Origin of the sequence: Pseudolabrys sp. Root1462 (assembly GCF_001426945.1) — a bacterium.
In the GTDB taxonomy this organism is placed as follows: Bacteria; Pseudomonadota; Alphaproteobacteria; order Rhizobiales; family Xanthobacteraceae; genus Pseudolabrys.
Map to the genome: position 1 here is coordinate 252,112 of NZ_LMFS01000003.1, position 13,780 is coordinate 265,891.

A 13,780-nucleotide genomic window follows, 5' to 3' on the forward strand; every position below is an offset into this window, starting at 1 on the left:
CTGTCTGCTAGAAGTCCAGGTCGGCGTAGTGCTTGGCTGGCGGAATGCCCGCCAGCGTTTCCGCCAGCAGCGCGCGGAACGACGGCCGCGACTTCACTCGCGCGTACCAGACCCTCGCTGCTTCGTCTTCGTTCCACGGTACGTCGCCCAGATAGTCCACCGCCGACAGATGTGCGGCGGCCGCCAGATCGGCGAGGCTTAAGCGGTCGCCGGCGAGCCAGTTGCGCGTCCGCGCCAGCCAGCCAATGTAGGCCAGATGATAGCGGATATTGTGGCGAGCGGCCCGCAGGCTCGCGGTGTCGGGTGGGCCGCCGCCCTGCTCCAGCGTCATATGGCGCTTGAACACCCGCTCGGTCACCAGCGGGCCTGACACCTCGGCATGGAATTTGTCGTTGAACCAGCTCGCCAGCCGCCGCACCTCGACGCGATCCCGAGGCTCGGACGGCAGCAGCCGATCCACGCCTTCGGCGGTCACGTGGGTTTCCTCGATATATTCGGCGATAATCGGCGCGCTCGGAATAGGCGGGATGCCGTCGGCGATCAGCACGGGAATGGTGCCCGCCGGATTGATCACCAGGAATTCCTCGCGCCGCTCCCAGAACCGCTCCTCCAGCAGGCGCGCGTCGATGTCGTATTCGGCCAGCATGAGGCGGACGAATCGCGAGAGAGGACACAGCGGTTGGTGCAGAAGCGTAAGCATTCAGGCGTGTGTCATTAAAGAAGTCTGGTTAAGGAAGTCTGGTCCGAGACGGCCGGCCGGGAAAGCTGGATGCAAGAGCCGGTGGGAACGGCGGGCTCTATAAGGTCCCCGCTTCGTTAGCGCAAATTGCGCGTAAAGAATGGCGACTGCTGATTATTTCCATTTGCCAGGCCCGAGGCTTTTGCGCCAAAAGCGGCAGACGATTCCTGCCCTCCGGAGCCTCCCCGCATGACCCTGGACGCTGCCAGCGGCCTTCTATCCGGCCCATTCGCCGATCTGATCAAAGCCGCCATTCTCGGCATCGTCGAAGGGCTCACGGAGTTTCTGCCCGTTTCCTCGACCGGCCATCTCCTGCTGATGGAACAGTTCCTCGGCTGGGGCGATGGCGCATTCGGCAAGTCCTTCGCCATTCTCATCCAGCTCGGCGCCATCCTGGCGCTGCTGACGATCTATTTTGGTCGAATCTGGTCGCTGGCCACGAACATGTTCAGCCGATGGGAAGCGACGCGCTTCGTGATCGGCATCCTGCTCGCCTTCCTGCCCGCTGCGGTCATTGGCGTCATCGCCGGCGGTTACATCAAGACCTATCTGTTCGACGTCCGCATCGTCTGCATCACGCTGATCATCGGCGGCTTCGTGCTCCTGTTGGTCGATCGCATGAATCTCAAGCCGCGTTATTTCGAATCGACCGGCTTCTCGCTGCCGATGTATTTCCTGATCGGCATCTGTCAGTGCTTCGCCATGATTCCGGGCGTGTCGCGCTCCGGCGCCACCATCGTCGGCGCCATGATGTTCGGCGCCGATCGCCGCTCTGCCGCCGAATTTTCGTTCTGGCTGGCGATGCCGACCATGGTCGGCGCTTTCGCCTACGAAGCATTCAAGAGCCGGCACGAACTCGCCAACGGCAACATGCTCGCCATCGCCGTCGGCTTCATCTTCTCGTTCATCTTCGGCTGGATCGTCGTCAAGACGTTCCTGAGCTACGTGCAGCGCCATTCCTTCGCGCTTTTCGCCTGGTGGCGCATCGTGCTCGGCACCCTCGGCGTTGTCGCGATCTATTTGCTGTAACCCTCAGACGTTCCGCCGCGTGTCGTCGTAACGGTCGTAAAGAATATCGCGGCTGATCTCGCTGATCGACTTGACACCGGTCAGTGACATTGACACGCGCAGCTCCTCGCGCATGATGCTGAGCACCTTGGCGACGCCGGCTTCGCCCATCGCCGCGAGGCCGTATAGGTATGCGCGGCCGATGAAACAGCCTTTGGCGCCGAGCGCCAGCGCCTTGAGGACGTCCTGTCCGCCGCGGATGCCGCTATCGAGAAACACTTCGAGCCGATCGCCAACGGCGTCAGCGATGCGCGGCAGCACCGTAATGGTGCCGGGCGTGCCGTCGAGCTGCCGGCCGCCATGGTTGGACACGACGATGCCGTCGGCGCCTTCGTTGGCTGCGAGCTTGGCGTCTTCCGGATCGAGAATGCCCTTGATGACGAGCTTGCCCGGCCAATGCTTGCGAATCCAGGCAATGTCCTTCCACGACAGCGTGGCATCCATGTTATCGCCGCCCCAGCGGCCGGCGGCCCAGATCCCACCCTTCTTGCGCAGGTAATGGTCGATATTGCCGAATGATTTGCGCTTGCCCATCAGCACGCTGGAGAGCCAGGCGGGTCTGGTCATGACGTCGAACACGTTGCGCGTGGTCAAACGCGGCGGCACCGTCAGGCCGTTCTTGATGTCGCAGTGGCGCTGGCCGCGCATCGGCAGATCGACGGTGACGAACAAGGCCGTGCATCCCGCGACATTTGCGCGTTCGATCACTTCCTCGCTGAAGCCGCGATCCTTGAAGACGTAAAGCTGGAACCAGAACGGTCCCTTGACGGCTGAGCGCACGTCCTCAATCGAGCAGATCGACATGGTGGACAAGGTGAAGCGGATGCCGGCTGCTTCTGCGGCGCGCGCCGCGAGCATCTCGCCATCGCCGTGCATCAGGCCGGTGAGGCCGGTCGGCGCGATCGCGATCGGCATCGCGACGTCTTCACCCAGCATCTTGGTCTTCAGATCGCGTGTCTCGGCATCGATCAGGACGCGCTGGCGAAAGCGGATGGCGTTGATGTCGTTCCGGTTGGCGGCGAGAGAAAGCTGATCGTAAGAGCCGTGGTCGATATATTCGAAGATCGCCTTGGGCACCTTGCGTCTGGCAAGCTGGCGCAAGTCTTCAACATTCGTGATGACCGGCATTTCACTCCCCGTGTTGTTGTCGTCACGCAGGTCCCCGCCGGCTCTTTGTCCGGCTTGTCGCGGCCCGCGTGTCTTCCTAGGCAGCGTGACTTTTGAACTGGCCGGTCTTGCGGAAGCGCCACAGGTAGGACGGAACGATCGCCTCGACCGTCTCCGGCACGATGCCAATGCCCGGCAGCGTGCGGTTCTCGGCGATTGCCTTGTCGGACACGACGTTGTCGGCTCGCAAGAGATCGACCTGGCCGGGCGTCAGCGTGAACGGCTGCGGTGCGAACTGCAGGAACAGCGCCTCGATATGTGCGGCGAAGAACGGCATCGGCACCAGCAGGCGCTTACGCTCGATAGTCGTCAGAATGTACTGCATCAGCTCCTTGAAGCTGCGCACGCTAGGCCCGCCAAGTTCATAGGTCGCGCCGCCCTGGAGTCTTCCATCGACTGCATCGGCGATCGCGCTGGCGACATCGCCGACAAACACCGGCTGGAATTTGGTGTGGCCGCCACCGATCAACGGCAGGAACGGAGATATGCGGGCGAGCGTGGCGAAGCGATTGAAGAAGTCATCCTCGGGGCCGAACATGATCGACGGCCGCATCAGAACCGCCTTCGGCTGCGCGGCGAGCACGAGGCGCTCCGCAGTGCCCTTGGAGCGGGCGTAGCCGACGTCCGACGTCTCGTCGGCGCCGATGGCGGAGACATGGACCATGCGGGCGCCGTGGGCGTTGGCGGCCAGCGCCACCTGCTCGGCGCCATAGGCATGGACAGCGTTAAAGCGCTGGCGGCCGCCTTCCTGCATGATGCCGACCAGGTTGATCAGCACCGAGGCATCGCGGGCCGCGGCCTCGACAGAGCGGGCGTCGCGAATATTGGTCTGGACGGCGTGGATCTGGCCGACCCGGCCGAGCGGCTGGAGATGGAACGCCAGTTCCGGCCGCCGCACGGCCACGCGGATGCGGTAGTCCCGCTTGGCCAATGCCCGGACCAAATGGCGACCGAGAAAGCCGGAGCCGCCATAAACCGTGACGAGGGTGTCGGAATTGCTCTGGGCGGTCATGTCCGCGCTCACCTAGCTGGGAAAGTCTTTGGCAAAGAGAGGTCTTTGAGGTCTTTATAGGCCGACGGCGGGCCGCTTCAAGCGTGCTGTGCACCAGCATCCGGAGCCTTTTGCAGACTCTTGAAGGCGCTCAATTGACAAGCCGGACCATGGTCCTTACTAGACCCCGGCCCCTGCCCAGGTGGCGGAATTGGTAGACGCGCTGGCTTCAGGTGCCAGTGGCCGAAAGGTCGTGAAGGTTCGAGTCCTTTCCTGGGCACCATTCTTCGCATTTTCCTGCCTTGTTTCTGTCGAGGCGCGCCTCGAGGCGCTTGAAAATGCGGCCCGATCGTCGTTTCTCCGGCGTAGAATGCCGAATCGGTGCACGCCACTCCCGGCAAGTGCCGCAGTATCGCGCCCCTGGAAACCGGAAGCCTGAATGACCGTCCGACTGCACCGCGGTGACCTGCCCAATCTCGACGCCTACAAAGGCGCGGTGGCGATCGATACCGAGACGCTCGGGCTCGACGTCAATCGTGACCGGCTCTGCGTTGTGCAGTTGTCTCCAGGTGATGGATCCGCCGACGTGGTCCAGATCGTGCCCGGTCAGATGTCCGCGCCGAATATCCAGAAGCTGCTGACCGATCCGTCGATCCTCAAGATATTTCATTTCGGTCGCTTCGACATCGGCGTCATGTACAAGGCGTTCGGCGTCATGGCGCAGCCGGTCTATTGTACCAAAATCGCCTCTCGCCTGGTCCGCACGTATACCGACCGCCACGGCCTGAAGGATCTGGCGCGCGAACTGCTCGGTGTCGATTTGTCCAAGCAGCAGCAATCGTCCGACTGGGGCGCGAAGGACCTGAGCGAGGCGCAGGTCGCTTACGCCGCGTCCGACGTGCTTTATCTTCATGCTTTGCGGGATAAGCTCGACGCAATGCTGGCGCGCGAAGGCCGTACAGCGCTTGCCGCTGCATGCTTCGGATTTCTGCCCGAACGGGTGAAACTCGATCTCGCCGGATGGGCCGACGAGGACATCTTTTCGCATTCGGTCAAGGCCGGTTGAGGCTCTCTGGGCGGTTCAAGCGGTCCGGCGCGCTGTTTTCCGCCGCGCAGGGGCCATATTCTATCGGCAGTCTGCCGCCGCATGGGGCAAGGCGAGTTCTCGAAAATCCGACCAAACGGAGCGCGGGTCAGTTCTGAACATGAACAGGGTGACCACAGCGAAGATCGACCCCGGGTTGGCGCGGGCACACTGGAGCATGAGCCAGGCGCAAAGCGAGCGCGCCTTTCGCTCGGCGCGCCGGCACAGCCGGTGGGTACGGTGGCTCCGCGTCGGGATACCGATCGGGGTCGCCGTCGGTCTTCTGGTGGTCACGCTGATTACCTATTTCAATCCCGCCCGCATGCTGCAGGCGCTGCCGGTCAATCTGGACAAACTGGTCGTGTCCGGGACCAAGATCACCATGGAAAAGCCGCGCCTTAGCGGTTTCACCAAGGACCAGCGGCCATACGAATTCACCGCCGAAGCGGCGGCGCAGGATCTTAAAAAGCCGGACGTGGTGGAATTACAGAACATCAACGCCAAAGTTCAAATGGAAGACAAAGGCATAATGCGAATGACCGCGATCAGCGGCGTCTACGACACCAAGAAAGAATCACTCAAGCTCGAGCAGCAGATCCTTTTGTCGTCGGACAATGGTTACAAGGGCCGTCTGACCGAAGCGGTTGTCGATGTTCGCAGCGGCGACGTGGTCTCGGAGAAGCCGGTGGAACTCGAAATGTTGCAAGGCATCCTCAACGCCAACCGGATGAACATCACCAATTCCGGCGATGTCATTCGCTTCGAGAACGGCGTGAACATGACTGTGATGCTCAACGGCGAGCCGTTGCGTAAAGACAAGATACCGGCGCGATGAAGTTGTTTGTCCGATCCATCATTTCCGTTGCGGCCTTGCTGGCGCTGGCTGTGGGTGCGCAGGCTCAGCCGAAAAATCAGCAGCAGCAGCAGCAGAACAAGGGCCCGCCCAACGCGTTGCAAGGCTTCTCGCAGAATCGCGACGAGCCGGTGAACATCGAATCGAACACCCTTGAGGTGCGCGACAAGGACAAGGTCGCGACCTTCTCCGGCGACGTCCGAGTCAAGCAGGGCGACACCGCGATGCGCAGCCAGAAGCTCGTGGTGTTCTACGTGCAGGACGGCCAGGGTGGTGGCGCGGCGGAAACCGGCAAACCGATGCAAGCCGCGACGCCGGGACCCAACGGGTCGCAGAAGATCAAGCGCCTCGAGGCGCGGGGCGATGTCGTCGTGACGCAGAAGGATCAAACCGCGACCGGTGAGATCGGCGTTTTCGATATGCCGACGAACACCGTCACGCTCACCGGCAATGTCGTGATGACGCAGGGCAAGAACGTGCTGCGTGGCGAGAAATTGGTCGTCGATCTGACCACCGGTGTCTCGCGTGTCGAATCGGGCAAGAATGGCAAAGGCCGGGTTCAGGGCCTCTTCCTGCCCAGCGGCGGCGGCCCCGGAGCGCCGGCAAGCGCGCCGCAGACCGCCCCACCACCCGCTCCCCGAGGGCCGTTGCAGCTGGGGCCGCGCAATTGACGCAGCCTAAAACCAGACCCTCGGTCATGAAGCCCGCCTGCGCCGGGAATCAGCTAGGGTTCCCGGGGCGGATTCGCCTCCCGACCGAGGCCATCCGGCTCCGTCACGTCACATACCGCGGGGTTTGCGGGTGAATATCATCTCGCTGTTTCGACGCCGGCAGCCGACCCAACCTCGCGCGCCGCAACGCGCGGCCGCGCCGGTGATGCGTCCGGCCGGCCAGCCGGCGCCGCAACAACAGCAGCAGCGGCAACCGGGCCAGCAGCCGCCGCAGCAGCGGCCGCCGGCTCAACAGCCGCAGCAGCAGCCGCGCGATCCGCAGCGCCAGGCGGCGCGGCACTATCTTGCCGCCCACAGCGTCGAGAAGAGCTTCGGCAGCCGCATGGTGGTGAAGGGCGTCACGCTCTACGTGCGCCGCGGCGAGGCGGTCGGCCTCCTCGGCCCCAACGGCGCCGGCAAGACCACCGTGTTCTACATGATCACCGGCCTGATCAAGGCCGATCGCGGCCGCATCGAGCTCGACGGTTACGACGTCACCGGCCTGCCGATGTACCAGCGCGCCCGCCTCGGCATCGGCTACCTGCCGCAGGAAGCCTCGATTTTTCGCGGCCTCAACGTCGAGGAAAACATCCGCGCCGTGCTCGAAGTGGTCGAGCCCGATCGCCGCCGCCGCGACGCCGACCTGAAGGCGTTGCTCGAGGAATTCAACATCACGCGCTTGCGCAAGACGCCGACCATCGCCCTGTCGGGCGGCGAGCGCCGCCGCGTCGAGATCGCGCGCGCCTTGGCGACGCGGCCGAGCTACATGCTGCTCGACGAGCCCTTCGCCGGCATCGACCCGATCGCGGTCGGCGACATTCAGCAACTGGTGCGTCATCTCACCAACCGCGGCATCGGCGTGCTGATCACCGACCATAACGTCCGCGAGACGCTCGGGCTCACCGACCGCGCCTACATCATCTATTCCGGGGAGGTCCTGATGGAGGGCCGGCCTGAGGATATCGTGAACAACCCCGACGTCCGGCGGCTCTACCTCGGCGAAGAATTCAGAATGTAGCGCGCACAGCGGCCCGCTTCGCCTTGGGCCGCAGCGACCTGGCGAACAAGCCGGTCCGGTAGCCTAAAATTTGTGCATACCGCAGTGCGGAATCCCGGCTTTCCCCGGGCACAGAAGTCGTATACGGTGGAAAGCAAGAATCGGACCAGTTTCCGCCGGGAAACCCCATAAATGGCGCTGTCTCAACGTCTAGAGTTTCGCCAGACCCAAGCGCTGGTGATGACGCCGCAGCTGATGCAAGCCATCAAGCTGCTGCAGCTCTCCAGTCTCGATCTGGCGGCCTATGTCGAGACCGAACTCGAAAAGAATCCGCTGCTCGAGCGCGGCGCCGATGACGGCGCGTCCGGCGATGCCGACGCCGAGCGCTCCACCGCCAGCAATGCCGAGATCGATGGCGAAGCCGGCGCGGGCGACGACGGCGCGCAGGACTGGATCGGCGCCGACATGGAAACCAGCCGCTCCTCGATGGAGCAGGGCCTCGGCACCGAACTCGAAAACGTCTTCCCCGACGATGGCGCCGCGAAGTCCGCGCCGGCCGAGGCGCCGCCCCCGGCCTATTCGGAATGGTCGGGCTCGGGCTCGGGCGGCGCCGACGGCGACTACAATCTCGAAGCCTTCGTTTCCGCCGAGACCACGCTGGCGGAGCATCTTTCCGAGCAGATGGTGCTGGCCCTCGGCGATCAGAAGCAGCGCATGATCGCGCAATACCTGATCGATATGGTGGACGACACCGGCTATCTGACCGGCGATCTTGAATCGGTGGCCGAGAAGCTCGGCTGCTCGCTGGCCGATGTCGAAACGGTGCTCGCGGTCCTGCAGACGCTCGATCCTCCCGGCGTCTGCGCCCGCAACCTCACCGAATGTCTGGCGCTGCAACTGAAGGAACGCGATCGCTTCGACCCGGCGATGCAGGCGCTCGTCGCCAATCTGCCGCTGCTCGCCAAGCGCGATCTCGCCGCGCTGCGCCGGATCTGCGGAGTCGATGACGAAGACCTCGTCGACATGATCGCCGAAATCCGGAATCTCAATCCGAAGCCCGGCCTGGCGTTCGGTTCGACGCTGGTGCAGCCGATCGTGCCCGACGTCTTCGTGCGCGCCGCGCCGGATGGCACGTGGCAAGTCGAACTCAATTCCGACACGCTGCCGAAGGTGCTGATCAGCCAGAAATATCACACGCAGGTGTCGAAGAACGCGCGCAGCGACAAGGACAAAACCTATCTCGCCGATTGCCTGCAAACCGCGACCTGGCTGGTGCGCGCGCTCGATCAACGCGCCAAGACGATCCTCAAAGTGTCGAGCGAGATCGTGCGTCAGCAGGACGGCTTCTTCGCCAAGGGCGTCCAGCATCTGCGGCCGCTCAATCTGAAGACGGTCGCCGATGCGATCGGCATGCACGAGTCGACCGTGTCGCGCGTCACCGCCAACAAATACATGGCGACGCCGCGTGGCATATTCGAACTGAAGTATTTCTTCACGTCGTCGATCGCATCGGCCGATGGCGGTGAAGCGCATTCCGCGGAAGCGGTGCGTCATCGCATTCGTTCGCTGATTGATGCAGAATGTCCCAGCGACGTTTTGTCCGACGACACGATCGTCGACAAATTGCGCAGCGCGGGAATCGATATTGCACGGCGCACGGTCGCCAAGTACCGGGAAGCAATGCGGATTCCTTCGTCGGTGCAGCGGCGGCGCGAAAAGCTGGCGGCCAATGCCTGATTGCGGCCGAACGGCAGCGCGCAAGGGGAATGGTTAAGTGGAATTACGCACCCAGCATGGCGCGATCAGGCATTGACCTGGGGAACGATTTCCACATGATATGATTGATTGCTGGGGGATAAACGGCGCCGCCAGGCGCCGTCCGACAGACTGACAAGGAGGCTGCCAAATGCCTTTACGCGTCTCGGGGAAAAACATCAGCATCGGCGCTTCGCTGCAACAGCGCATAACGGACCGGGTTGAAGAAGCGGCGTCGAAATACTTTCGCGGCGGCTATTCAGGGCACGCGACCATCGGCCGGGACGGTTTTGGATTTCGCACCGAATGCGTGCTGCATCTCGACTCGGGCACGTTGCTCGAAGCGCAAGGATCGGCGACCGACGCCTACGACAGCGCGGATGAAGCGGCCACCAATATCGAGAAAAGATTGCGTCGCTATAAGCGCCGGCGCAAGGACAATCAGGCCCGTCGCGGCGGATGAATGGGCAGTTGCTGCAATAAAATGCAGCAATTTCCGCCCTTTAGGACCCATTGACGGCGCCTTGGACCGTCCCTATGGTCCGCGGCCTTCACCCCTCAAACAACCGCCCGCCGCCATTTCCGTTACCCGGACATGCCCATGACGCTTACCGATCTCATTGCGCCAGCCGCGATCATTCCGGCGCTGAAGGTCAACGGCAAGAAGCAGGCGCTTCAGGAACTTGCCGCGCGCGCCGCCGAACTCACCGGGCAAAGCGAGCGCGCGATTCTCGAAATCCTGCTGCAGCGTGAAAAGCTCGGCTCGACAGCCGTCGGCAACGGCATCGCCATTCCGCACGGAAAGCTGCCGAAGCTCGGCCGTCTGTTCGGATTGTTTGCGCGGCTCGAGCGGCCGATCGACTTCGAGGCTCTCGATTCCCAGCCGGTCGATCTGATCTTCCTGCTGCTTGCACCGGAAGCTGCCGGCGCCGATCACCTGAAAGCACTGGCGCGCGTGGCGCGGATGCTGCGCGATCCGGAAGTGGCGCGCAAGCTGCGCGAATCCAGCGATACGGACGCGCTCTACGCCGTACTGGCGATGCCGCAAAGCAGCGCGGCGTAGCTCTTCCCTCGCCCCGCGAAGCGGGGAGAGGGTGGCCCGCACGTCGTGCGGGCCGGGTGAGGGGCGGTTTTCGTGCGTGGACCGGAGCCTCAGAAAGTCGCGGTTAAAAGGCGCCTGCGTCGTCACTCGACAGACGCAGAAATGGTGCTTTGGCTTTCACTCAGAGATCGTCGGCTGGCCGGCTTCAAATTTGTCCGCCAGGAAGCCATCGACTCGTTTGTCGTGGACTTCGCCTGCCGCGATAGACGCCTTATCGTCGAAGTCGACGGCGGTCAGCACGCCGACAATCCAAAAGATGTGCTGCGCGATCGGCGATTAGCCGAAGCCGGATATCGCATCCTGCGCTTCTGGAACAATGATGTCTTGGCGAACAAGAACGGCGTCCTTGAAACGATTTTGGACGCGCTCAGCAAATAGACTTGTCAGCAAACAGAGTTGCCCCTCACCCGGCTTGCTGCGCAAGCCACCCTCTCCCCGTGAACGGGGAGAGGGAAAGAGGAGCGAAGGGCCGATCAGTGTACGCTGACGGCTTCGAGCTCATTGCTCCAGGCGCTGGCCAGCGCCGATTCGCGGGTGTCGGTCAGCATGATCGGCGTGCCGTCCGCGGCGTGCAGAGCAAACAACGTCAATCCGGGCGCGATCTGCGGCGCCTGCGGGAACATGTTGGCGACGTCTTCCGAGCGGATCGGTCTGACATACGCCAGACGCCCGTCGCCCAGATGCGCCAGCGCATCCTGCGTGATTACCGGATTAGCCGTGTCATTCATGCCAGTCTGCTTGAATTCAGTCATGGCCCTCGATCCTTTCCTTAGAACGCTCAACGCGGTCGAGTCCTTTTTCGTTGCTTCAAAGTTCCGTCATTCTGTCGCCCGGCTTCAGGCGACCCTATTCCAGGTCGTTGATGGCGATCGATCGCACGATCCGTTCCGGCTGGGGCCGGACTAGGTCGACCGACAGCAACCCGTGCTTCAGGTCGGCCCCCATCACCTCCATGCCGTCGGCCAGCACGAAGGTGCGCTGGAATTGGCGCGCGGCGATGCCGCGGTGAAGGTAATGCCGGGTCTTGTCGTCCTGCTGCCGCCCGCGGATCACGAGCTGGTTCTCCTCGACGGATACGTCGAGTTGATCCCGCGTGAAGCCGGCAAGCGCCAGCGTGATGCGCAAGCGCTCCGGCTTGTCGTCATCGCGGGGCAGCCGCTCGATGTTGTAGGGCGGATAGCCATCGGCCCCCTTGGCGACACGATCGAGCACACGCTCGATTTCGTCGAACCCAAGCAGGAACGGGCTGGATAGTGACGGCACTCGTGACATAGTCCCAAAGTCCTCGCTGTGAAGCGACTTTGTTGAGGCCCCTTGCGGGCACCCCTCCCGGACCTGGGAACCCCCCGGATCCGGCTTCGAAGCCGGTCGGCGACTGCCGCCCGGCTGTCGTTAATATGGGCAGGGCCGGTTAAAGGTTCAAGAACAAGACATTTTCCGGCCGAATCCGCGTTTTTCCGCGATCGGGATGCCGCGTGAGGGGTCAATCGGGCGCAAACGCCGCCCACGGCGCGCCTCGTCCTCCGCGCCCAGCGCCACGCCGGTCGAGACGCCTCCGTCAAATCGGCCCCGGCCCGGATGCTCCAGGTCACTTTGCGACCGGAAAGATCACCGTCCGCGCCCCCACCCACTGGCGCGAGGCGGTGCACGCCGTCGTCCCGCGGCGGCTCTGCAACGGCTTCGTCCGGCTTGCCGGGATCGCCCGAGCGCAGTCCTCGCGTCGCGCCGATTGTTTATTAAATCAGCGGCTTGTTTGTTTATTCGACTTGTTTGTTTGTAATTCCGCGACGACGGCGCGCCGCGATTAACGCTGCGGTTTAACGATTATTCGTTAAATACCGCCGGCGAAACGCGCGAAATTAATCACGCCTGTTTGCCTTGTTTGGCTAAAATTTTCCTAACATCCGCGCGGTTGCGTTTTCCAAAGCTAAGATCGCTTCGTTCGACCGAACCCGTCAGCGGAGCGTACCCGTGTTAGCCCGTAGCATCGACCCCGAAGCTTTCGGCCCGACCTTCGACGAAAAAATCTTCGTCGTTGGCAAGCGGATCTGCATCGTATCCGCCATCGCCGCCGTCTCCATCGCCGCGCTCGATCTCGTCAATGCGAGCGCCGTGACCACCGTCGCCGCCGCGTTGCGCGAGGGCCGGATGCACTACGACGAATTGCCGAACCGGTTGCTCGCCGGCATCCACGACATCTCGATCTATCCGGATCGCAGCACGGTGGTGGTCGCTATTCCGCGCGACAGCATCGCGAGCCTGCCGAAGGTCGCTTCGCTGTCGCGTCCGGCGGCGACGCTTTACGAACCGGCAAAGCCGGCGCCAGCCGTCGCGCAGTCGGCGGCGGCGTTGCCCCCGGCGCTGCCCAAGCGTGAGGAGTCGAAGCTGGCGGTGGCCAGACCGGCGCCGAGCCCGGCGACCAAGCCGACCGCTCAGTTGATCAAGAACAATCCGATCGTCGCCGAACTGGCGGCCGCGCGCCACGGGGATGCGGTCGAGATGGCCATGCTGCCGCCGGCCGACAGCCAGCGCCCCGGGGTGTTCGCGCTGGCATCCCTGCCGGTGTCGATGGACATCACGCCGACGCCGGCGGTGGCGAAGGAGGCCCGGACAGTGTCGGCGGCTGCAGCGGCGGTGCCGCCTGTGACCGACGCGCACGCGGCGCCGGTGCAACTTGCCAGCCTCGACGTCGGCTCGCTGCCGTCGTCCGTCGCCGCATCACCTGCGGCGTTGCAGATCACGCTGCCGCCGCTCAGCATGGTGCCGATGCCGATCCCGGCGCCGGGCGTGCCGCCGCCGTCGCCGGCGCAGCGGCTCAAGCTCGAGGGCAAGGACTACGCCAAGGCCGAGCGCTGCCTCGCCAATGCGATCTACTGGGAAGCGCGCAGCGAACCGGTGCGCGGCCAGATGGCCGTGGCGCAGGTGGTGATGAACCGGGTGTTCTCCGGATTTTATCCGAGCGATGTCTGCGGCGTCGTGTACCAGAACGCCAATCGTCATCTCGCCTGCCAATTCACCTTCGCCTGCGACGGCAAGCGCAAGGTGATCACCGAGCGCGGCCACTGGGCGCGGGCCAACCGCATCGCCAAGCAGACGCTCGACGGCCAGATCTACGTGCCGGAGGTCGCCAAATCGACGCACTATCACGCCTCCTACGTGCACCCGAACTGGGTGCGCGAGATGCGCAAGATGGTGCGCTACGGCCTGCACAGCTTCTACCGGCCCTACGCCTGGGGCAATGGCGCCGAAGAGCCGGTCTGGGGCAAGACGGCGATGGCCAAGGTCGAGACGAAGAAGAAGTAGCCGAGCGCTTT

Annotated in this window: 14 protein-coding genes, 1 tRNA gene and 1 pseudogene; 11 read left to right on the forward strand and 5 right to left on the reverse strand. The window is 63.5% G+C overall.

The window, feature by feature from the left end:
• Positions 1-7 precede the first annotated feature (7 nt).
• Positions 8-700 carry a glutathione S-transferase family protein gene (locus ASD45_RS17900; protein WP_056913044.1) on the reverse strand — a complete coding sequence of 231 codons (693 nt, stop codon included), beginning with the start codon at positions 698-700 and terminating at the stop codon, positions 8-10.
• A 228-nt stretch (positions 701-928) separates the two neighbouring features.
• Here ASD45_RS17900 and ASD45_RS17905 point away from each other — a divergent pair, with 228 nt between their 5' ends.
• Entirely contained in the window at positions 929-1,768 is an 840-nt protein-coding gene (locus ASD45_RS17905) for an undecaprenyl-diphosphate phosphatase (protein ID WP_056913045.1), read from the forward strand.
• A 3-nt stretch (positions 1,769-1,771) separates the two neighbouring features.
• Here the strand turns inward: ASD45_RS17905 and ASD45_RS17910 are convergent, their stop codons facing one another.
• Both ASD45_RS17910 and ASD45_RS17915 read right to left on the reverse strand, forming a co-directional pair.
• On the reverse strand, positions 1,772-2,935 hold the full coding sequence (locus tag ASD45_RS17910) for an alpha-hydroxy acid oxidase (RefSeq protein ID WP_056913046.1): 1,164 nt from the start codon (positions 2,933-2,935) through the stop codon (positions 1,772-1,774).
• Between the two features lie 76 nt (positions 2,936-3,011).
• The gene (locus tag ASD45_RS17915) at positions 3,012-3,986 is read right to left on the reverse strand and encodes a complex I NDUFA9 subunit family protein (protein WP_056913047.1); all 975 of its coding nucleotides are present in this window, start codon (positions 3,984-3,986) and stop codon (positions 3,012-3,014) included.
• Between the two features lie 175 nt (positions 3,987-4,161).
• Here ASD45_RS17915 and ASD45_RS17920 point away from each other — a divergent pair.
• The 9 genes and pseudogenes from ASD45_RS17920 (at position 4,162) to ASD45_RS17960 (ending at position 10,844) form a co-directional block, all read left to right on the forward strand.
• Positions 4,162-4,248: transfer RNA gene (locus tag ASD45_RS17920), tRNA-Leu, on the forward strand.
• A 156-nt stretch (positions 4,249-4,404) separates the two neighbouring features.
• The gene (locus ASD45_RS17925) at positions 4,405-5,031 is read left to right on the forward strand and encodes a ribonuclease D (RefSeq protein WP_056913048.1); all 627 of its coding nucleotides are present in this window, start codon (positions 4,405-4,407) and stop codon (positions 5,029-5,031) included.
• 340 nt (positions 5,032-5,371) lie between these two features.
• Positions 5,372-5,884, forward strand: coding sequence for an LPS export ABC transporter periplasmic protein LptC (gene lptC, locus ASD45_RS17930; RefSeq protein WP_162249460.1), 513 nt, complete (start codon positions 5,372-5,374; stop codon positions 5,882-5,884).
• Positions 5,885-5,919: 35 nt separating this feature from the next.
• A complete protein-coding gene (locus ASD45_RS17935; protein ID WP_244485521.1) occupies positions 5,920-6,573 on the forward strand; it encodes an LptA/OstA family protein in 654 nt (217 codons plus the stop codon).
• Positions 6,574-6,703: 130 nt separating this feature from the next.
• Positions 6,704-7,630: an LPS export ABC transporter ATP-binding protein gene (gene lptB / locus ASD45_RS17940; protein ID WP_244485523.1), complete on the forward strand. Its 927-nt coding sequence runs from the start codon at positions 6,704-6,706 to the stop codon at positions 7,628-7,630.
• A gap of 171 nt (positions 7,631-7,801) precedes the next feature.
• Complete coding sequence (gene rpoN / locus ASD45_RS17945) at positions 7,802-9,346, forward strand: RNA polymerase factor sigma-54 (protein ID WP_056913052.1); 1,545 nt, start codon at positions 7,802-7,804, stop codon at positions 9,344-9,346.
• Between the two features lie 169 nt (positions 9,347-9,515).
• Positions 9,516-9,818 (forward strand): annotated as a pseudogene (raiA, locus tag ASD45_RS17950) (ribosome-associated translation inhibitor RaiA); the annotation flags it as partial.
• A 147-nt stretch (positions 9,819-9,965) separates the two neighbouring features.
• Entirely contained in the window at positions 9,966-10,427 is a 462-nt protein-coding gene (gene ptsN, locus ASD45_RS17955; RefSeq protein WP_056913054.1) for a PTS IIA-like nitrogen regulatory protein PtsN, read from the forward strand.
• 141 nt (positions 10,428-10,568) lie between these two features.
• The gene (locus ASD45_RS17960; RefSeq protein ID WP_348271240.1) at positions 10,569-10,844 is read left to right on the forward strand and encodes a DUF559 domain-containing protein; all 276 of its coding nucleotides are present in this window, start codon (positions 10,569-10,571) and stop codon (positions 10,842-10,844) included.
• Between the two features lie 95 nt (positions 10,845-10,939).
• Here the strand turns inward: ASD45_RS17960 and ASD45_RS17965 are convergent, their stop codons facing one another.
• A complete protein-coding gene (locus ASD45_RS17965) occupies positions 10,940-11,218 on the reverse strand; it encodes a DUF1150 domain-containing protein (protein ID WP_056913056.1) in 279 nt (92 codons plus the stop codon).
• Positions 11,219-11,312: 94 nt separating this feature from the next.
• Positions 11,313-11,738, reverse strand: coding sequence for an Hsp20 family protein (locus ASD45_RS17970; RefSeq protein ID WP_056913057.1), 426 nt, complete (start codon positions 11,736-11,738; stop codon positions 11,313-11,315).
• Positions 11,739-12,437: 699 nt separating this feature from the next.
• On the opposite strand from ASD45_RS17970, the gene ASD45_RS24090 reads away from it, so the two are divergent.
• On the forward strand, positions 12,438-13,769 hold the full coding sequence (locus ASD45_RS24090; RefSeq protein WP_056913058.1) for a cell wall hydrolase: 1,332 nt from the start codon (positions 12,438-12,440) through the stop codon (positions 13,767-13,769).
• Positions 13,770-13,780: the final 11 nt, after the last annotated feature.